Below are 26,513 nucleotides of genomic sequence, written 5' to 3' on the forward strand. Positions count from 1 at the left end.
ACGCATTTCACGGTGAAGGATTTACCATTAAAAAGGCCAAAGCATGAAACATAAAGTGGTTAGCATTCAGGACATTAAAGTCGCCAACGATCTGCCGTTTGTGTTGTTCGGTGGGATGAACGTACTCGAATCACGCGATATGGCGATGCGTGTGTGTGAACATTACGTCACCGTGACACAGAAACTCGGCATTCCTTACGTTTTCAAAGCGTCTTTTGATAAAGCCAACCGCTCATCTATTCATTCCTACCGCGGTCCGGGTCTGGATGAAGGTATGAAAATCTTCCAGGAACTGAAGAAAACCTTCGGCGTGAAAATCATCACCGACGTTCACGAATCCTGGCAGGCACAGCCGGTTGCAGACGTGGTTGATGTTATTCAGCTGCCTGCCTTCCTGGCTCGTCAGACTGATCTGGTTGAAGCGATGGCGAAAACGGGTGCCGTGATCAACGTGAAAAAACCACAGTTCGTGAGCCCGGGGCAGATGGGTAACATCGTGGATAAATTCAAAGAAGGCGGCAACGATCAGGTTATCCTGTGCGATCGCGGCAGTAACTTCGGTTACGACAACCTGGTTGTCGACATGCTGGGCATGAACGTGATGATCAACGCAACGGGCGGTCACCCGGTGATCTTCGACGTGACTCACGCACTGCAAACCCGTGACCCGTTTGGCGCGGCTTCCGGCGGCCGTCGTGCGCAGGTTGCAGAACTGGCACGCGCAGGTATGGCGGTCGGTATCGCAGGCCTGTTCATCGAAGCACATGAAGATCCGGCTCACGCGAAATGCGACGGCCCGTCAGCGTTGCCGCTTGACAAACTGGAGCCATTCCTGGTTCAGATGAAAGCCATCGACGATCTGGTGAAAAGCTTCCCGGCGCTCGATACCAGCAAGTAATTTGTGGTTTGAATGTCAGTAAAAAGGCGACCCTCGGGTCGCCTTTGTTGTTTCTACAACAGAAGTTTTAAAGATTTACAGCGCCTCCGCCAGACTCCCGTGGAAGCTCAGGCGGCCTTCGACCGGCTGCATTCTGGCGCGCGCCAGCGTTTTCAGAGGCTGAAAAGGGATTTCTGCAATGCGCAGTTCCGTATCTTCCGGCAGTGTGTCGATGAAATTGCGTAAGGCGTTAACGCCGCCGGCATCAAGAACGGCGACGCGATCCCACAGCAGGACGATCACTTTTTTGCCCCCGGCTCGCGCCTGGAGTTCACTGAAAATGCGCTCGGCGGCAGCAAAGAATAACGGCCCGTTGACGCGCAGAACCAGTGTGTTATCCGGTGTTTCGACGGCAACTTCAGTCAGGCGCGTCAGCCGGGCAATACGGCGCATAAACAGCAGTGAAGCCATCACAATCCCGGCCGTAATCGCAATCACCATATCGAACAATACCGTCAGGCTCATGCAGGTCAGCATCACCAGAATGTCGTCTTTCGGCGCGCGGCGCAGTAAATCCACCACTTTATGCGCTTCACTCATATTCCACGCCACCATCAGCAGCAGTGCTGCCATCGCCGCCAGCGGAAGCCACGAAAGCAGCGGAGCAAGAATGAGCAGGGCAAGAATGACCAGCAGAGAGTGAATAATGGCGGAAACCGGCGATGTCGCACCGGCACGCACGTTCGCCGCCGACCGCGCAATGGCCGCCGTGGCAGTAATACCGCCAAAGAACGGGCTGACCATGTTGCCAATACCCTGACCGATCAGCTCATTATCCGAGTGGTGTTTTTTGCCGGTCATGCCGTCGAGCACCACCGCGCACAGCAATGATTCAATCGCGCCGAGCATCGCCATGGAAAATGCGGCGGGGAGCAATGCCTGAACCAGCGACCAGCTCAGGCCGCTGCCGTCAGGCTGTGTCCACGGCAGCGCGAACTGCGGCAGGATCGGCGGAATGCCGTTGCCCTGCGTGCCATCCGGCAAAAGGAAGTGAAAACGCGAACCGATGGTGGCAACCGGATGCCCGGCCTGCATGAAAACTGCCATCACGGCGCAACCGGCGAGTAATGCAGGCAGATGGCCGGGCACGCGCAGCCCGAGCTTCGGCCACAAAATCAGCACGCCAAGCGTGACGATACCAATTGCCGCATCGCCGATATCCAGCGTTGGCAGCGCCATCACCAGCGCGGCAACTTTACTGAGGTAATGTTCCGGCACGCTCGTCATCGTCAGGCCAAAGAAATCTTTGAACTGCATCGTCCCGATGGTGATCGCAATGCCCGACGTAAAGCCGAGCGTCACCGGCAGCGGAATATATTCGATTAACCGGCCAAAACGCGCGAGGCCCATCAGCAGCAGAATAAACCCGGACATCAGCGTCGCCAGCAATAATCCTGATAAACCGAACTGCTGTGAAACCGGATAGAGAATGACGACAAACGCCGCCGTGGGGCCGGAAACGCTGAAACGCGAGCCACCGAAAATGGCAATAACGATGCCCGCAATTGCCGATGTGTACAGCCCGTACTGCGGCGGAACCCCGCTGCCAATCGCCAGTGCCATCGCCAGCGGGATGGCGATGATTCCCACGGTGACGCCTGCAATGGCATCTTTGAGTAAACGCTGAAGGGTATATTTTTCACGAAAACAGGCGTCTGTCAGGGCGCTGAAAAGGCTGACATGGCGTCTTCCTGAGGTATTCATAGGGCGTAAACCACCTGGAGAAAATATTGAAAAGAACCCGGTCTTCCTTCACCGGAAATTTGTAGCCTACGCCGGTTACACTGATTTTGCATGGACCTAAATCAAAGCAGGGCAATGCAGCCGGATACGGACTTCGCATTATTATGATTGCTGGCAATGTGACGTGTCGCCAGTTATTTCACTGACGCACACGACGGAGGCATTCATCATCTATATTTAAGTTAATACCCGTAAATCGGTCAGGGAAAGCGTGAGAGGGCGCCGTTATCTATGCCGGACATCATGTCACTGGGAAGTTTGTATGGGGATATTTGCGTCACCTACGCCACGCTTTCAATCAGTTTTTTTGTACTGAGCCGCAGTGAACCTTTTACGTTTAAAGGCGCCCACTGGAAACGGCTGGCGTTTGGATTGGTCGCGGGGATCACGGCATTATACCTGCGCGGTAACCAGCTGGTGCTGACCGAAAATCTGTCGTTCAGTTTTGAAATGTTGCCGATGATTTTAGTGACTTTTTTCGGCGGCTGGCTCAGCGGGTTAACCAGCTATTTCGTGGCGTTTCTCTTCAGCGGGATGTTCACGCTGAATAATCTGTTTATGGGCATTATTCTCGGCACGCTGTTTTTATTTCGCGTCTGGAGAAGGCGTAAACATCGCGAACTGTATATTACGATCGTGCTGGTCGGTATTTTCCGTCTGGCGCTGGTTTCCGGAATTCACGGTATTGAAGTGCCGTGGACCGAGCTGATTTTTTATCAGGCGATTGCCGCCTGCTGCATGATCCTCTGTTATCACGCGCTGAATTATAAAGAAATATACATGAATAAAGTCTTCACCATCCGCGTGAAGGCCGCAACCGATGAGCTGACGCAAATCAATAACCGCGCCAGTCTGGATTACTGGCTGGCTCAGCGGCAAATTCAGCGCGAAGCCTGCGGGTTAATTCTGCTGGATATTGATAACTTCAAACGTGTAAATGACACGCTAGGCCATCTGGTGGGCGACCGTGTATTAATTGAGGTAGGACGATTATTACGTCACCTGACGCGCAACGAGGATTTTGCCGGGCGTTACGGCGGCGAGGAGTTTCTGGTGATGACGTCAGCGTATGATCCTGCCACATTACTGGCGATTGCAGAACGTATCCGCAAGGAAGTGGAGGATTGCGTGATTATCCTCGAAGATGGCCGCACGCTGAGAGTGACAGTGTCACTGGGGGTATCGCTATATTTACCCGGCATGATTATCCGTAAATCGCTGAAACTGGCCGATTTTTCGTTATACGAAGCGAAACGGAAAGGGAAAAACTGCGTTGTAGCCAGTTCAATTCTGACGCTGGCCGCGCTCGGCGCTAAACGCCATCCGCAAAGAATGTAAAAAGGAGCCTTTACGGCTCCCTGTTTACCGCTACTTCTGCGTGCCTTCTTCAATTTTTGGCGGATAGGTCAGATCCGCGTCTTTACGCATTTTCGCCACGTCTTTCGCCGTCACCGTTGCGCCTGCCGGATCCCCAAACTGCGTACTGACATAGTTGCTCAGCGTCGCAATCTGCTCATCATTCAGCTGGTTAGCGAACGAAGGCATCATGATTTCGCCTTTATCCATATGGCGCTGGACGCCGTTTAAGATCACCGAAACCTGATTCCGGCTGTCATATGAACCGGTGCTGGTGTGGCTGAACAGCGACGGATAGGCGTGGAATCCTTCTCCGCTGCCCGCGCCGCCTTTACCGTGACAGGCTGCGCAGCTGGCGTTAAACAGCGCGGCGGCGGATTCATTCACCGTCTGGCCTTCGGCGCGCAGAGGATACACATCCTGATTCTGTTGGCCCCAGGCATCGCGCGGTTTGGTCTGCTTGTCGTCACCAACAGCCGGTACGGAACGGATATAGGTCGCGATCGCGTTCAGGTCGCTGTCAGACAGATGTTGCAGGCTGTGCTCGATAGCTTCACCCATCGCACCGGACGCTGACGCTTTCCCGGCCACAAAACCGGTTTTCAGGTACGTCACCAGTTCCTGTTGCGACCAGGTGCCGATCCCGGCGTTTTTGTCCGGCGTGATGTTAAACGCCACCCAGGAACCTAAATCACCGCCGGAAAACGCTTTGTTGGTGTCCATGCCCATGGTCAGCGTGCGCGGCGTGTGGCAGGTGCCACAGTGTTCAAGCGCTTCCACCAGATAAGCCCCACGGTTCCAGTCCGCAGATTTGGAAGGATCGTTTTTCAGCTCGCCTTTATCGAAGTTAAATAACTTCCACACGCGCATGCCCCAGCGCTGGTTGAACGGGAAAGACAAATCGGTTTGCGGCCCGGCGGAATGCACCGCGGGCAGCGACATCAGATAAGCTTTCACCGCCAGCACGTCGTCGCGTCTCATCTTAGTGAAAGAGTCATACGGCATCGCCGGATACAGCTGTTGTCCGTCTTTGCCGACACCTTCCCGCACCGCACGCACGAACTCATCATCCGTCCAGCTGCCGATACCAAATTCTTTATCGGAGGAAATATTGGTGCCGTAAATCACCCCAAACGGCGAGGCCAGCGGGTAACCGCCGCCAAATTTCGCGGTTTTATCCGCACCCGGTGCCGTATGACACGCGGTGCAGTCACCGGCAGTCGCCAGATATTCGCCGCGTTTGATAAGTTCTGCATTACCGGAGGCGTCATCCGCCCAGGCGCTGGTCGCTGCCACTAACGGCAGCATCGCCAGCATGAATTTCATTTTCATTGCTCAGTCCTCAGAAAATCAATCAGGCCAGGCTTTTCAGCACCGTGTCCGCCATGCGTAATGCCAGTGCTGTACCGGACAGCGTGGAGTTCACCGTGGAGGCCGACGGCATAATGCCGGTACCGGCAATGAACAGGTTCGGGTGGTCATGCGTACGACAGTCGCCATCCACCACGGAATCCTTCGGATCGCTGCCCATAATCATGGTGCCGGTGATGTGCTGGTTGTTGTCGTAAACGCCACGCTTGCTGTACACCACTTCGGTGCCGCCCATCTCTTTGACGATCTTCTGGAAATCGAGCATTGACTGGTCATAGCCGCGATGTACGTATTCCGGGAATTTGTAGTGGACTTCCAGACGCGGAATGCCCCATTCGTCTTTCTCAGTTTTACTCAGCACCACGCGGTTTTCCGGCTCCGGCAGCATTTCCAGCAGGCATTTCAACTGGATAAAACGCTCGGACTGGAACGCCAGTTTGTCGTTCAGCGCTTTGCCGTAATAGCCCTGACGCACCAGCCGTTCCGTGAGATAACGCACCGGAGACGTATTGGCGACGTCGATACGTAACGCGGATCGGTCGCTGCGGAATTCACCGTCGCGCAGGTTATTGATACTGCCCGGACGCATCGGGCCGCGGCCGAAATACACCGGTTCATCGGCATAGAACTCTACCGAGGTGCCGGGGTGATCCATCAGGTTACGGCCGACCATGCCGGAACTGTTGGCGATGCCGTCTGGGTATTTATCACTGGTGGACATCAGCAGCAGTTTCGGGCTTTCGATGCCGTTGGCGGTCAGGACGAAACGCTTACCGGTGACTTTGTGCGTGACTTTGTCGGCGTCGAGATAATGCACGGCAACAATCTCACCGCTGTCGCTGGCTTCAATCTTGTACACCACGGCATTGGCAATCACGCGGACACCGGCTTCGATGGCTTTACGGGCGGAAATGCCGCCGTGGTATTGCGCATCAATCGGGCAGACCGGCATGCAGTTATTGTTGCCGCAGCAGGCAGGGCGGCCATCGTAAGGAATACTGTTGCGCGCCTGCGGGCCGATGCCCAACACATAACCCAGTTTGGCAATACGTTTGCTGATGCGGTCAAAGCCGTAAGGCAGCGGAATGCCCGGCAGCGGATACGGCTGCGAACGCGGGGAATCCAGCGCATCGTCACCGGAAACGCCCATCTGTATTTCGGCTTCGGTGTAGTACGGTTCCAGCTCTTCATAACTGATGGGCCAGTCGCGTCCGATGCCGTACAGCGTTTTGATTTTCATGTCGTTTGGCAGCAAACGGAATGCCTGTCCCGCCCAGTGCCAGGTAGTGCCACCGACGCCGCGCAGGTATTGCGCGGCATACAGATCCGGACCTTTCTGGATCAGATAGTTGTTATCTTTTGGCTGGAATTTGGGTTGCGGAGCCCAGGGTTTTGGCGGATAGGGTTCGGTAAAATCGCCTTTCAGTGGCGACTGACGAAACAGTTCGACTGCTTCGTCACGTTTGATCACCGGGCCGGAATCCAGCATCAGCACGGAAACACCGGCTTTCACCATTTTCAGCGCGGCAAGAGAACCGGCGATACCGGCACCAATGACGACGACGTCAGCATTCAGCGCATCAGCCATGAGTGACCTCCGGGGAATTTTGTTGCGTTGTGGCAGGTTTGTTAACCCAGAAATTCGGCTCACCCGGCGCGTAGCTTGGCGGCAGCAGGTTATTTTTCAGCAGCTGATAGCTGACGATGTTTTCGAATCCGATGCATTTCTGGCTGCCGGGCTGGCCGACCACGCCGAGGTACCAGCCGCTGACCAGTTGCTGATAGAGCTGCGCCAGTTCCGCGGGTTGTTGTGCCAGCAGCTGATGCAGGTCATCGCCGACCACGCCGTCATGTGCGGTGAGCAGCGCGGAAAGGGCGTCGAGCTGGGCATCAAGTTGCTTATCATGCAGCCAGCTGTAGAGTGCCTGGCCGAGATGCGGTTCGAGCGACGCCATGCCGGTCAGCTGTTTTGACAGCGTCATAAACCCGGCGGGCATGGTGATGGCTGAAGCCAGTGGTGGTGCGGCATGCGCCAGTGTGGCAAATACGCCACCGCCAAGCAGCTGGCTGCCAAAACCCGCAGCCAGCACGCCCGCGGTGCCGAGAACCATCCGGCGACGAGAGAGATTGATCATGCTGAAATTCCGTATACGTTCTGAAACGGCCACGGGCGTGACCGTCAACAAGAAGGATTGTAGAAAAGTGCCTGTTATTTCAGGACGCCGGCCGCTTTTTCAGAAGACTGGTTATCAATATCCTGCTTCGGTGTGCTGACGCCCACGGCGCCAACCACTTCGCCGTTCAGGGTCAGCGGGAACCCGCCGCCCAGCGCAACCGCATGCGGGATCGCCAGCACCGTGGTTTCGCCACCGGCCAGACGCTGCATGAATTTTAGCGACGGCGCGTGATACAGCGCAGAGGTGCGGGCTTTACCGATTGACGCATCGACACAACCGGCCGGAGAACCGTCGAGGCGCTGGAATGCCAGTAATGAACCAGATGCGTCAACAACGGCCACGCAGCCGGTGCTATGCTGTTCGGCCAGCGTGGATTTAACGCTGTCGATCACTTTGGCTGCCTGGGCATTATCGAGCTGAGGATGCCCGGCAGCGAAGGCGGATGTGGCAGAGAACAGCAGTGAGGAGACACAAAGTAGTGTTTTAGCGGTGTGTTTTTTTACAGACATAGACTCATCCCTTGTAACAGTAGCAACAACATTGCCTTGAAAGTGTTTTGAAATAAAAACGCTGAAAATAAATAAGTTAAAAGCCAATAACGTTGTCGGGCTGAGCATTTATCGATGCTTCTTAATGCCACAACGAAGAAAGTGTTATTGCTTTTTGTTTCGTGGATGTTAATTCAATTAACAAAATAGCAGAAGTGACGGTTGCGGCTGGCAACTAATTCTTACAGGGGGTTTGTGGGGGTATTTTCATCAAATCGGGCTTGCAAGCCTTGCAGAATAAGGGGTGAGCATTTTGTGCTGTTATGTACCAAGTGATCCGTTTGTATTAACGAAGTGTGATCCAATTAACAAAAAAACCTCCCGTTAAAGAGGTTTTTTGTGATGGCATATGCGCGAGATTTCAGTGCGTCATGGGAAACAGGCTGCCTTCCGGTGAGAGCCCCGCAATGGCGCGATCGCGGTTTTCCAGCCAGGCGATAATACTGCTTGCCGCCTGACGTCCGTCGTCCATTGCGGTCACCACAAGATCCGCGCCGCGCACCGCATCGCCTCCGGCAAAAATCTGCGGATGGCTGGTCTGGTTCGGGAAAGCTCCCGCGTGCGACGTGACCAGACGCCCGGCCGAATCACGCTCAACGGCCAGTTCGTTCAGCCACGGCATGGCGTGCGGCTGGAATCCGAACGCCATGATAATGGCATCGGCCTCAAGCAAAAATTCAGAACCGGGGATCGTTTCGGGGCGACGCCGTCCGCTGGCATCCGTTGCGCCGGGGGCGGTGCGTAACAAACGGATCCCGCAAACAACATTTCAGCCTTGGTAATTAACCACAAATAAATAAAGGTTAATTTTGCGTCCAGATTTTGAGCGAATTTTCAATTGGGCGTCAGCACGGGTTTTCCCGTCAGGAACAGGCATTTTTACAGGTTTTAAGTGAGGTCAACTTCGGGGGAAATCATTCACCGAACTTGTCGCCACCCCGCATTGACCCGGAATAACCGGTAAACGCGGGGCGGCGGATGTGGCCGGTTTATTTCGTCGCCGGCCAGCTGATACGGCATTCGTCACGACGGAAATTCAGTACACGGCTGCGGTTTGATACCAGCCGGACGCTGTAACCCTGGAAGTAGAGGCAGAAGTTTTTCTTCCACGGCCCGTCGGGGAGTTCGACCAGCAGACGCCCTGCGCCGAGCGACGTCAGTTGCCCGCAGGCGCGTAAAGTGCCGACGCCAATCCTGAGCTGATCGCCTTCGATATCAAACGCGGCTTTGGATTCGGGATGGTACCAGCGCCCCTGAACCATTTTCAGGCAATCATTGGGTACGACTGGCGTGAAATACCGCGATGCATGGCCGATTTCTCCCTGAATTGCTTTGCCGTCCCAGCGCAAACGCATCGGCATGTGTGCGGAAAGCGTAATGGCTTCTTCTGCATCTTCGCCCTGATATAAGTTGTCGGCGGAACCGAGATAGCTGGCGGTGCCGTTGCTGACTTTCAGCCAGTACGGCTCGGCGGTGCTGGCGTAAAGACCGTCCGGCAGCGCGTTGCTGCGCGGCGGTAACGGGGCGGCGAGCAGGGCGGACATGACTTCCAGTGCGTGAGTGTACGCGGTGGTGTCTTCACGGTTGGAAACCAGCGCCACGCCGGCGTCCAGCTCAGGATGCAACAGGAAATAGGTTTTGTAGCCGGCATGCGAGCCGCCGTGGCCGTAAACCGTATGTTCACCGATTTGTGAAGACGTGGTGCCCAGACCGTAAGCCGACGGAATATCGCCGTGCAGATAACGTTGCTGTGTGAGGGTTTTCAGCACGCCTGCGCCGGGGCCGGTATTGCTGAGTAAGCTTTGCAGCCAGACGCTCAATGATCGCGCGCTGCCGGTCAGGCTGCCGGACGCAGAAAGATGCAGACCTGCGACGGCGGTTTTCCAGCCGGTCGCATCCTGCCAGTAGCCTGGCACCAGCCCGTGGACGATATCAAACCAGGTTTCCGGCGCGTGGAAAGCAATGTCCAGCGGTTGCGCGATATGCTTTTGCAGCAGGTCTTCGAACAGAATGCCTTTTTGTTTCAGGATCTCCTCCACCAGCCGGTAGCCGGTATTACTGTAAGAAATCTCGGTACCCGCCGGGAAATTCAGCGCGCCGTCCTGCGCCAGAAAATCCATGATCGCCCCGGCTTCGCTGACGTTATAGACCGATACGCCCAGCAGCGATAAGGTTTCGCGCACGTCCGGCAAACCGCCGGTCATGTCCAGCGCCTGACCTATCGTCACTTGTGCCATCGGGGCTTTTAGCTGGGGTAAATACTGGCCGAGGGTATCGCTGAGGGAAAGTCCTGCATCACTGCGAAGCAGTGCGAGAGCGGCAAAAATATGTTTGGTGACGGAGGCATAACGCACAACGGAATCAACGCTGAAAGGTTCGGTGGTCGTCAGATTCGACAGGCCGCCGGTGGCGTAAGCGCGCAGCGTTTTGCTGTCAAAAAGGGTGATTGCGCCACCCGGTTCACCGGGTTTATTCCATTTTTCAGTGATGCGTTTTGCTGTCGTTTCAGCCGCCTGCCACTGTAAAGCAGACTGTGCGGTGGATGTCATTAACATCTCCTTAATTGTCCATCAGTGAATAAGACGGGCAGCCCGGACTGCCCGTGAAAACCGAATCCGCCGCCGGGGCTATTCGGGCTCCTCTAAACTGAGACTTAACGATCTTAACTCTGCTGTGTGCGGATGGGTGACGTTGCCTGTCCGCAAATCGTCTGCACTCAGAAGCTCGACCATTTCACCACCAATCATGACGCCGATGCTGGTGCAAAGATGCGCTACGACGGCCAGATTGTGGCTGACCAGAATATAGGTCAGTTTCCGGCGCTCACGCAGATCGCTCAGCAGGTTCAGAATTTCGGCCTGAACCGAAACGTCCAGCGCCGACGTAGGTTCATCAAGCAACAGGATTTCCGGTTCTGAAATCATCGCCCGCGCAATCGCCACACGCTGGCGCTGTCCGCCGGAAAGCTGGTGCGGGAAGCGAAAACGCACTGCCTGCGGCAGCCCGACTTCAGCCAGAGCGCCGGTAATGCGCTTTTCGATATTCAGGAAACCGTGAACGATCAGCGGTTCACTCAGAATGCGGTCGATGGTCTGACGCGGATGCAGCGAGCCGTACGGATCCTGAAAAACCATCTGCACACGGCGGAAAAATCGTTTCTGCCGCACCGGCATCTGGTCTTCGCCGCCAATCACCATTTCACCCGACCACGACCGGTTCAGCCCGGCCAGCGCGCGTAAAATCGTGGATTTACCCGAGCCGCTTTCGCCGACAATGCCAAAGCATTCGCCGGGTGCCACGCTGAAGCTGACGCCTTTGACCACTTCCGTATCGCCGAACGCAATGCGCAGGTTATTGAGGATGATTTTGCTGTTATCTAAAGAAGGGGATTCTACTGTCATGAGGTTTTCCAGGCTTCATCACGCACCAGCACCGGCAGTCTGTCACGCGGATGTTTCAGCGACGGCAGGCATTCCAGCAACCCGCGCGTGTAAGGATGTTGGGCTTTCAGCAAATCACCGGCCTGTAACGTTTCGACGATGCGCCCCGCGTACATCACCGCCACGCGGTCGCAGAATTTGGAGACCAGCGGCAAATCGTGGCTGATCAGAATCAGGCCCATTCCGCGGCTGGACACCAGGTCATCCAGCAAACGCAGAATTTCTGCCTGAACGGTCGCATCGAGCGCGCTGGTGGGTTCGTCGGCAATCATCAGTTCAGGATCCGGTGCCAGCATCATGGCAATCATGACGCGCTGGCCCATACCGCCGGAGACTTCATGCGCGTAACGTTGTGCCACTTTATGCGGCTCACGGATTTTCACCTGATCGAGCAGTTCAATGGCAGCATTCATCGCCTGTTTGTTCGAGCCACCCTTGTGTGTCTGCCATGCTTCGGCCACCTGTTTGCCAACCGGCATCACCGGATTGAGCGAGTATTTCGGATCCTGAAGGATAAAGCCGACGCGCTTTCCGCGTATCTGGCGCATCTGTTTTTCACTGGCATTACGCAGATCAATGCCGTCGAAAGAGAGTGTTTCCGCGCGGCATTTCGCGCTGGACGGCAACAGGTTCATCAGACAGCGCGCGGTCAGGGATTTCCCCGAACCGCTTTCGCCCACGATACCGAACTTTTCCTTGCCCAGAGAGAGCGAAACGCCGCGAACAGCATCAAAACTTCCGCTGTTGGTCTGGAAGGTAATATGCAGATCTTTGATATCAACCAGCATCATTTCTCCTTAGGATCGAGGACGTCGCGCAGCCCGTCGCCGAGGAAGTTAAACGCCAGAGAAGTCACGAAAATGGCAATCGCCGGGATCAGTGGCACCCACCATTCGCTGAACAGGAAACGGCGTGCGGTCGCAATCATCGCGCCCCATTCCGGCGACGGCGGTTGTGCGCCCATGCCCAAAAATCCGAGGCTGGCGGCGGTGATAATGATCGAACTCATGTCCAGCGTAATGCGCACGACCAGACTTGGCACGCACAGCGGCATGATGTGACGAAGTACAATGCGGGCGGGCGTTGCGCCGGTCAGACGGCAGGCGGCAATGTAATCCGTGCCGCGCACCTGCATGGTTTCGGCGCGCGCCAGACGGGCATACGGCGGCCAGGCGGTGAGGGCGATGGCAAGAATGGCGCTTTCGATGCCGGGCTTAAGCGCCGCCACGAAAGCCAGCGCCAGAATCAGACGCGGGAAGGCCAGAAAGATGTCAGTGATGCGCATCAGAATGCGATCCAGCAAGCCTCCGGCGTAACCCGCGACGCAGCCGATCAACAGGCCAACCGGCGCGACAATTGCCACGACGATAATCACCATGCCGAGTGTGATGCGTCCGCCGTACAAAATGCGGCTAAGCGTGTCGCGGCCCAGTTCATCGGTGCCGAGCCAGTGCAGGGATGACGGTTTCGCCAGACGGTGCGCCAGATCCTGCGTTCCCGGATCATAGCTGGTCAGCCACGGCGCACAGATTGAAATCAGCAGAACCACCAGCACGGTAAACAGGCCGGTGATCGCCAGTGGATTTTTGCGCAGGCCAAGCCAGATACGGTATCTGCGCCCCCAGACCGCTTGCGTGCGGGTGTGAGGCGTATCCGCCAGCAGCCAGGCGCGGCTGCCTGCGCGGGGTTGCGATGTGACAGGTAAAATGCTCATGTTACGCGGGGATCCAATAGTCGGTAGAGAAGGTCGGCCAGCAGGTTAAGCAGCACGTAAATGGCGCCAATCAGCAAGGTGGAGCCGATGACCGGGTTCATGTCGGCGTTCATTAATGACACGGTGAGATATTGCCCGAGGCCCGGCCACGAGAAGACGTTTTCCGTGACCACGGCGCCCTCGAGTAAACCGGCGTAAGTCAGGGCCAGAACCGTAATCAGCTGAACGCCTACGGTCGGAAACGCGTGTTTCCAGATGACACGCTGTGCTGACAGCCCTTTGGCGCGCGCGGTGATGACGTATTCGCCGCCGAGCGCGTTGAGCATGAAAGTGCGGGTCATACGCGTGATGTAGGCCATGCTGAAATAGGCGAGGATCAGAACTGGCTGAGCCATGTGCGCCAGCGCATCCCAAAATGCCCCCATATCCCCGGCGATCAGCGAATCGACCGTCAGTAAACCGGTGACCTGCGGGATCATGTCCTGATAGATGATGTCCTGACGGCCCGGGCCGGGCGCGATGCCTAACGCGGAGTAGAAAATCAGCAGGCTGAGCAGCGCGAGCACAAACACCGGCAGGGAGTGACCGGCCAAACACACCACGCGGATGGTCTGGTCAATCCAGCTTCCCTGACGCGTTGCCGCCCAGACGCCCAGCGGAATGCCGACGATGGCCGCAATAATAATCGCCGCCGTGGCCAGTTCCAGCGTGGCCGGGAAGAAACGCGCGATATCCGTGGTGACCAGATTGGACGTCAGGGCAGACCGGCCTAAATCACCGTGAAAGACCTGACTGATGTAATGAAAGAACTGCATCCAGAGGGGCTGATCCAGCCCCATTTCATGACGAACCCGTTCAACGACTGCCTGCGGTGCATTGTCGCCCACCGCAGCCAGAACCGGGTCCGTCGGCATGACGCGACCGATAAAGAAAGTCACCACCGACAGACCAAACAAAGTAAGACAAACGCTGATGCAGGTACTCAGAAATCCATTGAGTCTCTTGCTCACGCTTTAACAACCTTCTCGTATGGGCTGGTGCTCATTACAGTCAATACCACACCGGAAATCACGTTACGGCAGGCGGCGGTCATGGTCGGTTGCAGCATGATGGCAAACGGGCTGTTTTCCATATGTTTGGTCTGCAACTCTTCGTAGAGTTTGATGCGGGTGGCGGGATCTGATTCTTTCAGCGCCTGAGTGCTGAGGTCAGAGATTGATTTATCCTGCCAGCTGCAACGCCACGCCAGCGTGCGGCTTTTCGCGGCATCGGTGTTATCCGGGTTGCTGCAAAAGGCTTCGGCGTTAGAGTTCGGGTCAAAGTAGTCCGCACCCCATTGGGTCATCGCCAGTTGTTGCTGACGCGCACGCATTTTGGTCAGTACCTGACGGCTTTCTGCCGCGAGCAGCGTCACTTTAATCCCGACTTCGGCGAGGTTAGATTGCAATGCCTGCACGATGTCAGAAGAAGGGGACGCGGAATAATGATCGAGCGTGATTTCAAACCCGTTCGGGAAACCGGCTTCGGCCAGCAGCGCTTTGGATTTCGCCACGTCGCGTTTGTACATGATGGTGTTCACCGCCGCCGGGAAACCTTCAGGCAGGAAGCTCTGATGGATTTTGTGCGTCAGCGGCACGATATGCTGCTGAATGTTTTCGTAATCGATCGCCCATTTGATCGCCTGCCAGACCTGCGGTTTCGCCAGGTTCGGGTGCGCGGTATTGGCGGAAAGCATGAATGTTCCGGCAATTCCTTTCTGAACCAGCGTGAAGTTTTTGTCTTTCAACAGCGGACGCAGCTGTTCGGTGGTCAGGTTACGTGCGATATCGATATCGCCTTTTTGCAACATCAGCAGCTGGGCAGACGGGTCGATAATGTGGCGCATGATGATGCGCTGGATTTTGCCCGCGTGCGGGTTGTTCTTGTTGCTTTCGAGAATGACGGATTCACTGACTTTCCAGTCACGCAGTTTGAAGGCCCCGGAACCGGCGCTGTTTTTCTTCAGCCAGGCGTTACCCAAATCCTCACCGGCCTGATTCGCCAGACAGGCGGATTTCTGCACGATGCTGCCGACGTTGGCGGTCAGGCAATATAAGAGGAAAGATTCGGAAGCCGGTTCAGCGGTTTTGATCACCAGAGTTTCGGCGTCAGTGGCGGTGATCATACTGTCGACGTTGTCTTTGGTATAGCCAAACTGGTTGATGATATACGCCGGGCTCTTGTCTAGTTTGACTACGCGTTGCAGGGAGAACGCGGCATCTTCAGCGGTAACCGGTTTGCCGTCGGCCCATTTGGCTTTCGGATCCAGTTTGAAGGTAAAGGTTTTTTTATCGTCGGAAGCGGTCCATGACAGGGCCAGATCGCCTTCGATTTCATCAGGGGAGGCCAGCTTGGGTTTCACCAGTTGCTGATACATATTGCCGGTAATTTCGCTGCCCACGGACTCGAAGCTTTCATGCGGGTCAAGGCTGGTAATGATGTCGAGTTGGATCGCCATCACCAGAATCGAGGCGGGCGTGGCCGCAAACACGGAATCAAATTTAAGGTATGACAGCACAGGTATTGCAGAAAAACCGGTAACAAATTGACGCCTGGTAACCATAACTACTCCCATCGTGTTGATATATAAAAGTAAAATTAAAAATTACGTTGTCAGACCCTTGACTTAAACTCAGGCAACTGGCTTAAATGAAAAAACGTTGCTTTGCACCTGTCGACGTTTCGTATCGAAAAAACTAATCTGAAGCGTACTGTGTTTGTTCTTCGTTGGTGCAATCGTTCGCAGATGATGCACTTCGTCTGAGCAAATCTCCGTTGTCTTAGTCATGCTTAATCAAAGGTAGACCTTTTTTATGAATAACGTAGCGCACGGAACTGAAGAATTAATGCCAGTATTTGATGGACATAACGATGTTTTGCTACAGCTTTGGAAAGAACATCGTCAAAATCCTGAACGCGCATTCCTTCAGGGACCCGCCAGCGGACAATTAGACCTGCCGCGCTGTCGTGAAGCGGGCTTTGCCGGCGGGCTGTTTGCCGCGTGGGTACCCACTCCAGATATTGATCTAGCAAATAGCGTGCCTGATCGCTCAGTCGACACGCGATTCCTTGCGGAAGGTACTCAAAAACATCCTGATTTTTCTCCGACACCTTCTTTCGATTTTGCACGCGATGTCACATTTGGCATGATGGCGTTTTTGCTCAGAATTGAAGAACAGTCGCAAGGAAAGGTGAAAATTTGCCGCTCGGCGCAGGAAATTCGTCAGTCAATAGATAACCATGCATTAGCTGTGGTTATGCATATTGAAGGAGCTGAAGCGATAGATGAGGATTTATATAATCTGGATGTGCTTTACAGCATGGGGTTGCGTTCGCTGGGGCCAGTCTGGAGCCGTCCGAACCTCTTCGGTCACGGTGTCCCGTTCAAATATCAAACCTCGCCGGATACCGGGCCGGGGCTGACGGAAGCGGGCGTCCGGCTGGTGAAGGCCTGTAATCAGAAACGCATCATGATTGATCTGTCGCACCTCAATGAAAAAGGCTTCTGGGAAATTGCCGGGCTGAGTGATGCGCCGCTGGTCGCCAGCCATTCCAATGCGTTCAGCATCTGCCCGCAGTCACGCAATCTGACCGACAAACAGCTGGCCGCCATCAAAGAGAGCAACGGTTTCGTCGGCCTGAACTTTGCCGTGCCGTTCCTGCGTGAAGACGGTAAAAGAAGCGACGATACCGGCACCGACATTATGGTGCGCCACGTGGATTATCTGGTGGAACATCTGGGCGAAGACAACGTGGGCTTTGGTTCGGATTTTGACGGTGCGTCAATGGCACCGTTCTTGTCGGATGTGCGCGGTTTGCCGGTGCTGGTGAATGCGCTGCGTGAAGCGGGTTACGGGCAGGCGCTGCTGGAGAAGATTTGCTATAAAAACTGGGTTAACGTTCTGGAAAGAACCTGGGGAAAATAACGTACGCAGAGAACCACGCAGAGACGTGAATTGCAGAAAGTAAAAAGGCAGCTATGAAAGGCTGCCTTTTGTATTTTAGCGATAGTCAGACTTATTTGAAGAAGTCTGCGCTCACGGTCAGGTTGCCGCCGCTTTTGTTCTGCCACTGACGGGTAATGTGATAGAACTTGGCGCCTTTCGCCGCAGCACGGTTCGCCACTTCCTGAGAAACGTCGGTGGTGCTGTTGAAGTGACCGGTGAAAGTCGTGGAATCAAACGGAACCATCTGAGCTGCAGTGACGTCGTTCACTTCCTGGATCTTAGCCCCGTTAGTTGCCGTGACAGTGTAACGCTGACCGGTAGAAGACTGCGTTTCGAAGAAACGGCCTACGGAACGGCTTGGGCTGCCGGAAGAGGCCACGCCCGGAATTTCAACTTTCTTCGCTTCTGCACCGCCTGCCGCCAGCGCCGCTTTACCGGCTTCGGAATCAGCAGGAATGGCATCAGGAGACTGAACAACGCGTTTAGGGGCATCTTTCTTATAAATGAACGCAGTGATGTACTGGTTGCCGCCGCTGTTGGCATCAATCTGGCGCACGATGAAGAAGGAGTAAGCCCCTTTCTGTTTCGCGGCCTGAGTAATAGCATCATTAACGTCTGGCTGGCTGCGGAAGAAACCGCTGACAGTCACGGTATCAAAAGGCTCAAGGCCGTAAGCGACGTCTTTCGGAAGCTCTACAACGCCGTTAATCACGCGGTAGTGCGGGTCATTGCTGACTTCAGGCGCATCTTTTTTATAGATATCTGCAACTACGCGCCAGTTACCGCTATTGTTAGTGGTATTGGTATCTTGAATATAAAAATAATCTGCACCCAGCGTATCGGCACGGCGGGAAACGGCGTCAGACGCGTCGCCCAGCGTGTTAAATCGCCCGGTAATAACAATGCGATCAAAAGGCTTGATGGCGGCTGCTTTCTGCGGGCTAATTTCCTGCGCGGCATGTGCTGCGGACAGCGCAGAAATAGAAAACAGGGCCGATGCGATGATCGTTTTTGTCAGCTTCATAAAAAATCCTTTCACCTTGCGCTGTAATGTTGAAACGTGCTGAATTCTTGATGTGTAACAGGTTAGCGGCCGATTATTGCATGTAACAATGCTGAGTGTCTCAGCAATTTATGGCAATAATGCGAGCGGTATCGAGATATCACACCTCTTTTTTTACTGCCCCTAACTTATATAAGTTTGATGAATAAACCAAGTAGTGAAATAAATGTTAATTATTCACTATTTTCTAACTTTTATGCCCGCGCCGGGCGGGGTAAAGTGAGACTTACCTGAGTGATTGATCCGGTATAAATAGGATTCTCAGGTGAAATGAAGGCCTGTTTCTCACGGTTTGCAGCAGGTTTGCGAGCCCTATCAGTTTTTTTATTATTAATTGCCTGACTATCGCTGCGATACGTAGATTATTGATTAGATATTCAGTAGGTTATACCCAGCCTGCAAAAACAGATTTTCGGTCGTTAATATAACCGACAGGCTGGTAATTGAATTGTTATGTCGATGACACAAATCATCAATGAAAAGGGTGAAGGGAATACTATGCGTATTGGTGTACCAAAAGAGCGGTTGACCAATGAAGCCAGGGTTGCAGCCACGCCGAAGACGGTGGAACAGTTGCTCAAACTCGGCTTCACGGTGGCTATCGAACAGGGTGCCGGTAAGTTAGCCAGCTTTGAAGATTCCGCGTATGAAGAAGCGGGGGCCTCGGTCGTCACTGGCGATGATGTATGGCAATCAGATATCGTTTTGAAGGTCAATGCGCCTGAAAACGATGAAATTGACAAATTACAGGCAGGAACCACGCTGGTCAGCTTTATCTGGCCTGCGCAAAATCCTGAACTGATCCAAAAATTGGCCGACCGTCAGGTGACGGCGATGGCAATGGATTCTGTGCCACGTATTTCCCGCGCGCAATCTCTGGATGCCCTGAGCTCGATGGCTAACATCGCCGGTTACCGTGCGATTGTTGAAGCTGCGCATGAATTTGGCCGATTCTTCACCGGGCAAATCACCGCCGCCGGTAAAGTCCCGCCTGCAAAAGTCATGATTATCGGTGCCGGTGTGGCTGGTCTTGCTGCCATCGGTGCAGCAGGCAGCCTCGGTGCCATCGTTCGTGCGTTTGATACCCGCCCTGAAGTTAAGGAGCAGGTACAAAGTATGGGCGCGGAGTTCCTGGAACTGGACTTCGAAGAAGAAGCGGGCAGCGGTGACGGCTACGCGAAAGTGATGTCCGAAGCGTTCATCAAAGCGGAAATGGCGCTGTTTGCGGCTCAGGCGGAAGAAGTGGATATCATCGTGACTACCGCTCTGATCCCAGGACGTCCGGCGCCGAAGCTCATCACCAAAGAAATGGTCGCGTCCATGAAACCGGGCAGCGTGATTGTCGATCTGGCAGCACAAACCGGCGGTAACTGTGAACTGACCGTTGCCGACAAAATCACCACGACCGAAAACGGTGTGAAGATCATCGGTTACACCGATCTGCCAAGCCGTCTGCCAACGCAGTCTTCGCAACTGTACGGCACCAACCTGGTTAACCTGCTGAAACTGCTGTGCAAAGAGAAAAACGGCGAAATCGAAATTGATTTCGAAGATACCGTTGTGCGCGGCGTGACCGTGGTGAAAACCGGCGAAGTCACCTGGCCTGCGCCACCGATTCAGGTTTCTGCCCAGCCACAAGCTGCGAAAGCCGCTGAACCTGTAGTAAAAGCAGAAGCTAAACCGGCTAACCCGTGGACCAAATTCATCATCATGGCCGTCGCCATCGTGCTGTTTGGCTGGCTGGCCAATGTTGCTCCGAAAGAATTCCTGTCCCACTTTACCGTTTTCGCGCTGTCCTGCGTGGTCGGTTATTACGTGGTCTGGAATGTCAGTCATGCGTTGCATACCCCGTTAATGTCGGTCACTAACGCCATTTCAGGGATCATCGTGGTGGGTGCCGTGCTGCAAATCGGTCATGGCGGTTGGGTCAGTTTCCTGTCCTTTATTGCCGTTCTGATTGCCAGTATCAATATTTTCGGCGGATTCACCGTCACTCAGCGCATGCTGAAGATGTTTCGCAAGAACTAAGGGGTAACATATGTCTGGGGGTTTAGTTACAGCAGCATATATTGTTGCCGCTATTCTGTTTATTTGCAGCCTTGCAGGGCTTTCAAAACATGAAACGTCTAAGCAGGGTAACATTTTCGGCGTCACCGGGATGGCCATTGCATTAATCGCGACCATTCTGGGGCCAGACTCCGGTAACGTGGGCTGGATCATCGTCGCGATGGTGATCGGCGGTGCAATCGGTGTTTATCTGGCGCGTAAAGTCGAAATGACCGAAATGCCTGAACTGGTGGCTATCCTGCACAGTTTCGTGGGGCTGGCGGCGGTTCTGGTGGGCTTTAACAGCTATCTGGACCACGGCGCTGTACCGATGGAAGGCGTGATGGAAAACATCCATCTGACCGAAGTATTCCTCGGCATCTTCATCGGTGCGGTGACCTTCACCGGTTCGATTGTGGCGTTTGGCAAACTGCGCGGGATTTTTTCTTCCAAACCGCTCGCACTGCCACATCGTCACAAGCTGAATCTGGCGGCGCTGGTTGTTTCTTTCCTGCTGATGGTGACGTTTGTCCGCACGGAAAGCGTCGGCCTGCAGGTGCTTGCGCTGTTAATCATGACCGTGATTGCGCTGGCGTTCGGCTGGCATCTGGTTTCTTCCATTGGCGGTGCGGATATGCCGGTGGTGGTTTCCATGCTGAACTCTTATTCCGGTTGGGCCGCTGCGGCTGCAGGTTTCATGCTGAGTAATGACCTGCTGATCGTCACCGGTGCGCTGGTGGGTTCCTCCGGTGCGATTCTGTCCTACATCATGTGTAAAGCGATGAACCGTTCGTTCATCAGCGTGATTGCCGGGGGTTTTGGAACTGACGGTTCTTCTACCGGTGATGCGGAAGAAATGGGTGAATACCATGAAGCGTCAGCCGAGGAAGTGGCCGACATGCTGAAAAACGCCAGCTCAGTGATCATCACCCCAGGCTACGGCATGGCGGTGGCACAGGCGCAATATCCTGTTCACGACATCACGGCGAAACTGCGTGCGAAAGGTATCAAAGTACGTTTTGGTATTCACCCGGTTGCCGGGCGTTTGCCGGGCCATATGAACGTGCTGCTGGCAGAAGCAAAAGTCCCGTATGACATCGTGCTGGAAATGGACGAGATCAACGACGACTTTAGCGACACCGACGTGGTGCTGGTGATCGGTGCGAATGACACTGTGAACCCGGCCGCGCAGGAAGATCCGCGCAGCCCGATCGCCGGCATGCCGGTGCTTGAAGTATGGAAAGCGCAGAACGTTATCGTTTTCAAACGTTCGATGAACACCGGTTATGCCGGCGTACAGAACCCGCTGTTCTTTAAAGAAAATACGCAAATGCTGTTTGGCGATGCGAAAGAAAGCGTAGAGAAAATCCTGCGCGCGCTGTAATTTTCCATCGGTAATTCAGTAATGAAAAAGGCCAGTCTGTTGACTGGCCTTTGTTTTATCTCTTGTTCAGACGTTATTCGTCTTCATCTTCTTCGTCATCGTCCGACGTAATAGGGCACTCGAAATCATCGGGTTTGATGGCAAGCAAATCACATTTCAGATGGTCGATCACCTGTTCTGTCGTATTGCCCAGAAACGCCGCAGATAAACCGGTACGCCCGATAGACCCCAACACAACAACACCCGCTTGCAGATGCTCCGCAAGGTCAGGAATGACTTCTTCCGGCAGACCTTTTTCCACGTGCGTGAATTTTTCATCGAGCTGGAATTTCTGGCGTAAAGCTTTCATCGCAATCAGATGCTGACCGCGTATCGCGTCGTTGTAAACGCTTGGATCAAAATCTGGAAGTTCGATAGCGATGTTAATGGGTGTGACCGGATATGCGCCGACCAGATGGACTTCGGTCTGATTCACATGGCTGGCGAGTTCGATAGTCTCTTTCACCAGCTTGATGTTGAGCGGGTCGTGATAAGGCTCTTCGCTGGAAAGGTTAACGGCAACCACCGCTTTACCGCCTTCCGGCCACGGCTGGTCTTTCACCATCCAGACCGGGCAAGGGCATTTGCGCAGCAAATTCCAGTCCGTTGGGGTGAAAATAACGGATTCCAGACGGTCATGCTGATGAGCCATTTTTAGAAGCAAATCATGATTTCCGGAAATCACTTCCTGAATAATCGCTTCAAAAGGTTTGTTGTGCCAGACGACTTTGACATCAATCGGAATGCCAGCATCGACATAATAGTGGCATTGCTCTTTGATCCATTCTTCTCTTTCACTGATCACGCTCTGGCGCATGCTGGTTCGTTCATCAGGCGAAAGCATGGTCGTCATTTCGTATGAAAAGTCATAAATGGACAGGAAGGCTTTAATGCGGCCACCGTTACGTTGCACCAGATAAACGGCACGACGCAGTGCGGGTTGGTCATCCTGATTGGGGTCTATAGCAACCAGTAAATTCTGATACTTAGCCATGGGGACTCCTTAACACCTGTAAGAGAACGGCGGTCAGTGTATTAAGTACAGAGTAAACCAAGATTAAGCAATCGGACAGAGGAGAAATTGAGTCGGATCAACAAATTATTCCTTGAATGATCCGACGACAATCTATTAGAAGAAAATCAAAACGGTCAGGCAGAAACGGGGGCAGACTGTCCGGCTAACTGAGAAAGCATTTCGTGATTCTCAATCGTAATGTATTTGCCTTTAACACTCAGCATTTCTGATTTCTGGAAACGGCCCAGCAGACGGCTGATGGTTTCGACGGTCAGGCCGAGATAGTTACCGATGTCACCACGGGTCATGGTCAGGCGGAATTCGCGCTGAGAGAAGCCACGTTGTGCGAAACGGCGGGAGAGGTTGTAGATAAACGCCGCCAGTCTTTCTTCAGCATTTTTCTTCGACAACAGGAGGATCATGTCCTGGTCGCCTTTGATCTCACCGCTCATCAGGCGCATCATTTGCTGACGCAGATTTGGCATTTTCCCGGAGAGATCATCGAGCGTCTCAAACGGGATTTCACAAACCATGGACGTTTCCAAAGCTTGTGCGAAACTTGGGTGCTGCAAACCACCAATGGCATCAAAACCGACTAAATCGCCTGCCAGATGGAAACCGGTAATCTGTTCGTCACCTTGCTCAGTGATGGTATAGCTTTTAATGGTCCCGGAACGAATGGCGTAAAGGGATTTCAATTCATCACCGGCCTTAAACAATGCCTGACCTTTTTGGATCGGCTTTTTCCTTTCAATGATGTTATCCAGCTGATCGAGTTCATGCTCGTTCAGGGTGAAAGGAATACAAAGCTGGCTGATGCTACAGTCCTGACAATGGATTGCACAGCCACCAGATTGGATACGTCGAATAATACGTTTTTCTGGGATCATGATAGTCACTCTGGCAATATTGATATGGGTCAATTTTAACATCTTTTGCAGCGAGTGATAAGTAGCTGAATGGAGCGAAAAGAGCGAAATGTTAAAAAACCCCGATTTTAAACAGGTTTTTTTTCGGAATAGTTTGATCTGAACTGGGAATTAAGTCGAATTGAGAATCAATGAGATTTAAAAAGGCATCAAATTATCTGTGAAAATTATAATTCTATTTTAATGAATTAGCCGTCTGAATCAATTTATAGCAACCTAAGGATATTCTCTGACGGTGAATTATTCGCGGGCGTGGGGAATCAATTTCTCCCCTTAATTCAACGCGCGAGAATATGGCACAAAATGCCACCTGCCAACGACTTTGATACCCATTCGCTTCGCAACCGCATACAATGCGCAGATTCGTTTAGCTTTCGTTTAATTTTAGGAAAGGTGTAATGCAGTCTGATTCTCTGGGATTCCCATTCGAAACGACCGTGGTTTTTGTTGTCGTGGCCGTCGCCGCGCTGCTGATTGATATCTTCGCGCATCGCAGCCACAAACCGATTGGCCTGAAAAGCGCTTCAATCTGGACACTCTTCTGGATTGCCGTTTCTCTCAGCTTTGCCGGTTTTTTGTATATCCATCATGGCAAAGAAGTCGCCAGCCTGTTCCTGACCGGTTATGCGCTGGAGCAGGTGTTATCCGTGGACAACCTGTTCGTGATTATGGCGATTTTTGCCTGGTTTAAAGTGCCCGATGGTTATCGTCATCGCATTCTTTACTGGGGCGTTATCGGTGCCATCGTTTTCCGCGGGATTTTCGTGGTGATCGGCACCAGCCTCCTGGCGCTGGGGCCGTGGGTTGAAATGGTGTTTGCCGTTGTCATTTTGTGGACGGCGATTCTGATGATGCGTGCTGGCAACGATGATGAAGAGAATGATGATTACTCGGATCACATCGCTAACCGTCTGGTGCGCCGCTTTTTCCCGGTGTTCCCGAAACTGGTGGGGCCGCATTTTCTGGTCAGCAGCGAGCAGGTCGAAGCTGAACTGGCGAAACCGGAAAATCAGGGCTTCAGCTTTACCGTGAAGAAGGGCGTACGCTACGCGACGCCGCTGTTGCTGTGTATTGCCGTTGTGGAAATCTCCGACCTGATGTTTGCTTTTGACAGCGTGCCTGCGGTCATTGCCGTCAGCCGCGAACCGCTGATTGTTTATTCCGCCATGATGTTCGCCGTGCTGGGCTTACGTACGATGTATTTCGTGCTTGAAGCGCTGCGTAAATATCTGGTGCATCTGGAAAAATCTGTGATCTTCCTGCTGTTTTTTGTTGCAGCAAAACTGGCGCTGAACTCTAGTAATCATCTGTGGCATCACGGGATAGAAATCGAGGCGTTAACCAGTCTTTACGTAGTTCTGGGCGTGCTGGCGCTGGGTATTGTGGCCAGCTTACTTTTCCCTGGCAAAAAAGAATCTGCCTAGTTTCTAATCCGTAATTTGCTGGTCAGTCCCATAAAAAAACGCTGCTATCGCAGCGTTTTTCTTTTCTGTTTTCAGGATCCTCAGAGCGTTACACGTCGCCTTCGTTATCTTTTTCCACCGCTTCATGAATGCGATCCAGCATGTCCGGGAACGCCGACTGCACACGGCTCCAGCTCGGGATAAACGGTTTTTCACTCGGCGTATCCACAAACGCCTGACCGGCTTCCATGATCGCGCCGGAGAAAAGTTCTACTGCGGATTCTTCACTGTGGCGGTCAAACGACAAGCCATTCATCCGCGCGTCATTCTCAAAACTGTCAATCATATCCAGCGCATTGCGGTAATACGTGGCTTTGAGAATGCGGAATGACTCGCTGGTGATATTCACGCCGAGAATCGCCATCTTACGGTACAGCGCTTTGGTGATATCAATACTCATGCGCTGCAAACCGTTGGTGGCGTCATCTTCTGACATCGGTTGATGCTTGTGGTCGTAATTATCAGCGATATCCACCTGACAGATACGGCGCGTCGCGGTATTGCGGTGCAGTTCGGACAATACGCCGATTTCCAGACCCCAGTCGCTGGGAATGCGCAAATCATTCAGAACGTGTGTGCGCATGGCGAATTCACCGGAAAGCGGATAGCGGAAGGTACGCAGATATTCCAGAAAATCCGAATGACCATAAACAATTTGCAGCGATTTAAGCAGCGGGAACACGAGCAGACGCCCGACGCGGCCGTTAAATTTCCCGTCCGCCACACGGGCGTAATAGCCTTTGCAGAAATCGTAATGGAAATTCGGGTTTGCCACCGGATACATCAGCCGCGCCAGCATGTCGCGGCTATAGGTGACAATGTCACAATCGTGCAGCCCGACCACCGATGTGCGGCGCGATGCCAGGGTATACCCGGCGCAGAACCACACGTTGCGGCCTTTGCCCGGTTCATTTGGTGACAGATTTTCTTTTTTCAGCTCTTCATCCAGCGCCTTCAGACGCGGGCCGTCATTCCACAAAATACGGTGACGCTGCGGCAGGCGGGAGAAAAACTCGCGGGCAAATAAAAACTGATCGCGATCTGCACGATCTAATCCTATTACGATTTCTTCCAGATAGGGGACTTTTGTCAACTCATCAACAATATGGGTCAGCGCCGGGCCTTCAAGTTCTGAAAACAATGAAGGTAATATTAATCCCATTGAACGGCGGCCTGAAAACACCTGCAAATCGTATTCCAGTTCTTCAACTTTACGGTTAGTCAGGTTATGAAAATTAGTGATTACACCATCCTGATAAAAATCGCTCATACGGTATTCTCCAATTTTAGAATAGATAAAAT

At 53.5% G+C, this 26,513-nt stretch carries 21 protein-coding genes and 1 pseudogene; 6 read left to right on the top strand and 16 right to left on the bottom strand.

Annotated features, from left to right (window positions below):
* Positions 1-43: 43 nt before the first annotated feature.
* Positions 44-898, top strand: coding sequence for a 3-deoxy-8-phosphooctulonate synthase (gene kdsA / locus J1782_RS10225; protein ID WP_152326288.1), 855 nt, complete (start codon positions 44-46; stop codon positions 896-898).
* Between the two features lie 75 nt (positions 899-973).
* Here kdsA and dauA read toward each other — a convergent pair whose 3' ends face one another.
* Positions 974-2,641 (bottom strand): C4-dicarboxylic acid transporter DauA, encoded by a 1,668-nt coding sequence (dauA, locus tag J1782_RS10230; RefSeq protein WP_152326287.1) that lies wholly within the window; start codon positions 2,639-2,641, stop codon positions 974-976.
* Positions 2,642-2,911: 270 nt separating this feature from the next.
* Between dauA and J1782_RS10235 the strand changes: the two genes are divergently transcribed.
* Positions 2,912-4,018: a GGDEF domain-containing protein gene (locus J1782_RS10235; protein ID WP_254303039.1), complete on the top strand. Its 1,107-nt coding sequence runs from the start codon at positions 2,912-2,914 to the stop codon at positions 4,016-4,018.
* Between the two features lie 30 nt (positions 4,019-4,048).
* On the opposite strand, the gene J1782_RS10240 is transcribed toward J1782_RS10235, so the two are convergent.
* From J1782_RS10240 to J1782_RS10290, 11 genes and pseudogenes are all read right to left on the bottom strand, one after another.
* Positions 4,049-5,368 (bottom strand): cytochrome c, encoded by a 1,320-nt coding sequence (locus J1782_RS10240; protein ID WP_217153089.1) that lies wholly within the window; start codon positions 5,366-5,368, stop codon positions 4,049-4,051.
* Positions 5,369-5,390: 22 nt separating this feature from the next.
* Positions 5,391-6,995 carry a GMC family oxidoreductase gene (locus J1782_RS10245; RefSeq protein WP_152326284.1) on the bottom strand — a complete coding sequence of 535 codons (1,605 nt, stop codon included), beginning with the start codon at positions 6,993-6,995 and terminating at the stop codon, positions 5,391-5,393.
* Positions 6,988-7,542 carry a sorbitol dehydrogenase family protein gene (locus J1782_RS10250; RefSeq protein ID WP_217153090.1) on the bottom strand — a complete coding sequence of 185 codons (555 nt, stop codon included), beginning with the start codon at positions 7,540-7,542 and terminating at the stop codon, positions 6,988-6,990. Before J1782_RS10250 ends, J1782_RS10245 begins: the two co-directional genes overlap by 8 nt.
* A 74-nt stretch (positions 7,543-7,616) precedes the next feature.
* Positions 7,617-8,093 carry a heme-binding protein gene (locus tag J1782_RS10255; protein ID WP_152326282.1) on the bottom strand — a complete coding sequence of 159 codons (477 nt, stop codon included), beginning with the start codon at positions 8,091-8,093 and terminating at the stop codon, positions 7,617-7,619.
* A 400-nt stretch (positions 8,094-8,493) separates the two neighbouring features.
* Positions 8,494-8,895 (bottom strand): annotated as a pseudogene (locus J1782_RS10260) (FAD-dependent oxidoreductase); the annotation flags it as partial.
* Between the two features lie 226 nt (positions 8,896-9,121).
* Positions 9,122-10,681 (bottom strand): serine hydrolase, encoded by a 1,560-nt coding sequence (locus J1782_RS10265; protein ID WP_217153091.1) that lies wholly within the window; start codon positions 10,679-10,681, stop codon positions 9,122-9,124.
* A gap of 78 nt (positions 10,682-10,759) precedes the next feature.
* Entirely contained in the window at positions 10,760-11,533 is a 774-nt protein-coding gene (locus tag J1782_RS10270) for an ABC transporter ATP-binding protein (RefSeq protein ID WP_217153092.1), read from the bottom strand.
* Positions 11,530-12,360, bottom strand: a complete 831-nt coding sequence (locus J1782_RS10275) for an ABC transporter ATP-binding protein (protein WP_104921972.1) — start codon at positions 12,358-12,360, stop codon at positions 11,530-11,532. Before J1782_RS10275 ends, J1782_RS10270 begins: the two co-directional genes overlap by 4 nt.
* Positions 12,360-13,286 (bottom strand): ABC transporter permease, encoded by a 927-nt coding sequence (locus J1782_RS10280; protein WP_152326278.1) that lies wholly within the window; start codon positions 13,284-13,286, stop codon positions 12,360-12,362. The genes J1782_RS10275 and J1782_RS10280 overlap by 1 nt, the downstream gene beginning before the upstream one ends.
* On the bottom strand, positions 13,283-14,296 hold the full coding sequence (locus J1782_RS10285; RefSeq protein ID WP_152326277.1) for an ABC transporter permease: 1,014 nt from the start codon (positions 14,294-14,296) through the stop codon (positions 13,283-13,285). The genes J1782_RS10280 and J1782_RS10285 overlap by 4 nt, the downstream gene beginning before the upstream one ends.
* Complete coding sequence (locus J1782_RS10290; protein WP_208950729.1) at positions 14,293-15,888, bottom strand: ABC transporter substrate-binding protein; 1,596 nt, start codon at positions 15,886-15,888, stop codon at positions 14,293-14,295. The genes J1782_RS10285 and J1782_RS10290 overlap by 4 nt, the downstream gene beginning before the upstream one ends.
* A 250-nt stretch (positions 15,889-16,138) precedes the next feature.
* Between J1782_RS10290 and J1782_RS10295 the strand changes: the two genes are divergently transcribed.
* Complete coding sequence (locus J1782_RS10295) at positions 16,139-17,251, top strand: dipeptidase (RefSeq protein ID WP_217153093.1); 1,113 nt, start codon at positions 16,139-16,141, stop codon at positions 17,249-17,251.
* Positions 17,252-17,342: 91 nt separating this feature from the next.
* Here the strand turns inward: J1782_RS10295 and ydgH are convergent, their stop codons facing one another.
* Positions 17,343-18,296 carry a DUF1471 family protein YdgH gene (ydgH, locus tag J1782_RS10300; protein WP_152326274.1) on the bottom strand — a complete coding sequence of 318 codons (954 nt, stop codon included), beginning with the start codon at positions 18,294-18,296 and terminating at the stop codon, positions 17,343-17,345.
* 537 nt (positions 18,297-18,833) lie between these two features.
* Here ydgH and pntA point away from each other — a divergent pair.
* Positions 18,834-20,363 (top strand): Re/Si-specific NAD(P)(+) transhydrogenase subunit alpha, encoded by a 1,530-nt coding sequence (gene pntA / locus J1782_RS10305; protein WP_165058698.1) that lies wholly within the window; start codon positions 18,834-18,836, stop codon positions 20,361-20,363.
* Positions 20,364-20,373: 10 nt separating this feature from the next.
* Positions 20,374-21,765, top strand: a complete 1,392-nt coding sequence (pntB, locus tag J1782_RS10310) for a Re/Si-specific NAD(P)(+) transhydrogenase subunit beta (RefSeq protein WP_217153094.1) — start codon at positions 20,374-20,376, stop codon at positions 21,763-21,765.
* Positions 21,766-21,838: 73 nt separating this feature from the next.
* Here the strand turns inward: pntB and uspE are convergent, their stop codons facing one another.
* Complete coding sequence (gene uspE, locus J1782_RS10315) at positions 21,839-22,798, bottom strand: universal stress protein UspE (protein ID WP_152326272.1); 960 nt, start codon at positions 22,796-22,798, stop codon at positions 21,839-21,841.
* A gap of 155 nt (positions 22,799-22,953) precedes the next feature.
* Positions 22,954-23,709 (bottom strand): FNR family transcription factor, encoded by a 756-nt coding sequence (locus J1782_RS10320; protein ID WP_013575564.1) that lies wholly within the window; start codon positions 23,707-23,709, stop codon positions 22,954-22,956.
* 437 nt (positions 23,710-24,146) lie between these two features.
* Between J1782_RS10320 and J1782_RS10325 the strand changes: the two genes are divergently transcribed.
* Positions 24,147-25,172, top strand: a complete 1,026-nt coding sequence (locus J1782_RS10325) for a TerC/Alx family metal homeostasis membrane protein (protein ID WP_152326271.1) — start codon at positions 24,147-24,149, stop codon at positions 25,170-25,172.
* Positions 25,173-25,260: 88 nt separating this feature from the next.
* Here the strand turns inward: J1782_RS10325 and J1782_RS10330 are convergent, their stop codons facing one another.
* Positions 25,261-26,481: a glycosyl transferase gene (locus J1782_RS10330; protein ID WP_152326270.1), complete on the bottom strand. Its 1,221-nt coding sequence runs from the start codon at positions 26,479-26,481 to the stop codon at positions 25,261-25,263.
* Between the last annotated feature and the right edge of the window lie 32 nt (positions 26,482-26,513).

This window comes from Rahnella sp. BCC 1045, from assembly GCF_019049615.1.
Taxonomy (GTDB): Bacteria; Pseudomonadota; Gammaproteobacteria; order Enterobacterales; family Enterobacteriaceae; genus Rahnella; species Rahnella contaminans.

What these genes read in the sequence shown, in the direction of transcription:
- J1782_RS10280 (WP_152326278.1), bottom strand. Translation starts at nt 13,286, where the DNA reads ATGAGCATTTTACCTGTCACATCGCAACCCCGCGCAGGCAGCCGCGCC.
- kdsA (WP_152326288.1), top strand. Translation starts at nt 44, where the DNA reads ATGAAACATAAAGTGGTTAGCATTCAGGACATTAAAGTCGCCAACGAT.
- J1782_RS10325 (WP_152326271.1), top strand. Translation starts at nt 24,147, where the DNA reads ATGCAGTCTGATTCTCTGGGATTCCCATTCGAAACGACCGTGGTTTTT.
- J1782_RS10240 (WP_217153089.1), bottom strand. Translation starts at nt 5,368, where the DNA reads ATGAAAATGAAATTCATGCTGGCGATGCTGCCGTTAGTGGCAGCGACC.
- J1782_RS10245 (WP_152326284.1), bottom strand. Translation starts at nt 6,995, where the DNA reads ATGGCTGATGCGCTGAATGCTGACGTCGTCGTCATTGGTGCCGGTATC.
- J1782_RS10275 (WP_104921972.1), bottom strand. Translation starts at nt 12,360, where the DNA reads ATGCTGGTTGATATCAAAGATCTGCATATTACCTTCCAGACCAACAGC.
- J1782_RS10295 (WP_217153093.1), top strand. Translation starts at nt 16,139, where the DNA reads ATGAATAACGTAGCGCACGGAACTGAAGAATTAATGCCAGTATTTGAT.
- pntB (WP_217153094.1), top strand. Translation starts at nt 20,374, where the DNA reads ATGTCTGGGGGTTTAGTTACAGCAGCATATATTGTTGCCGCTATTCTG.
- J1782_RS10255 (WP_152326282.1), bottom strand. Translation starts at nt 8,093, where the DNA reads ATGTCTGTAAAAAAACACACCGCTAAAACACTACTTTGTGTCTCCTCA.
- dauA (WP_152326287.1), bottom strand. Translation starts at nt 2,641, where the DNA reads ATGAATACCTCAGGAAGACGCCATGTCAGCCTTTTCAGCGCCCTGACA.
- J1782_RS10270 (WP_217153092.1), bottom strand. Translation starts at nt 11,533, where the DNA reads ATGACAGTAGAATCCCCTTCTTTAGATAACAGCAAAATCATCCTCAAT.
- J1782_RS10330 (WP_152326270.1), bottom strand. Translation starts at nt 26,481, where the DNA reads ATGAGCGATTTTTATCAGGATGGTGTAATCACTAATTTTCATAACCTG.
- J1782_RS10235 (WP_254303039.1), top strand. Translation starts at nt 2,912, where the DNA reads ATGCCGGACATCATGTCACTGGGAAGTTTGTATGGGGATATTTGCGTC.
- J1782_RS10290 (WP_208950729.1), bottom strand. Translation starts at nt 15,888, where the DNA reads ATGGTTACCAGGCGTCAATTTGTTACCGGTTTTTCTGCAATACCTGTG.
- uspE (WP_152326272.1), bottom strand. Translation starts at nt 22,798, where the DNA reads ATGGCTAAGTATCAGAATTTACTGGTTGCTATAGACCCCAATCAGGAT.
- J1782_RS10320 (WP_013575564.1), bottom strand. Translation starts at nt 23,709, where the DNA reads ATGATCCCAGAAAAACGTATTATTCGACGTATCCAATCTGGTGGCTGT.
- pntA (WP_165058698.1), top strand. Translation starts at nt 18,834, where the DNA reads ATGCGTATTGGTGTACCAAAAGAGCGGTTGACCAATGAAGCCAGGGTT.
- ydgH (WP_152326274.1), bottom strand. Translation starts at nt 18,296, where the DNA reads ATGAAGCTGACAAAAACGATCATCGCATCGGCCCTGTTTTCTATTTCT.
- J1782_RS10265 (WP_217153091.1), bottom strand. Translation starts at nt 10,681, where the DNA reads ATGACATCCACCGCACAGTCTGCTTTACAGTGGCAGGCGGCTGAAACG.
- J1782_RS10250 (WP_217153090.1), bottom strand. Translation starts at nt 7,542, where the DNA reads ATGATCAATCTCTCTCGTCGCCGGATGGTTCTCGGCACCGCGGGCGTG.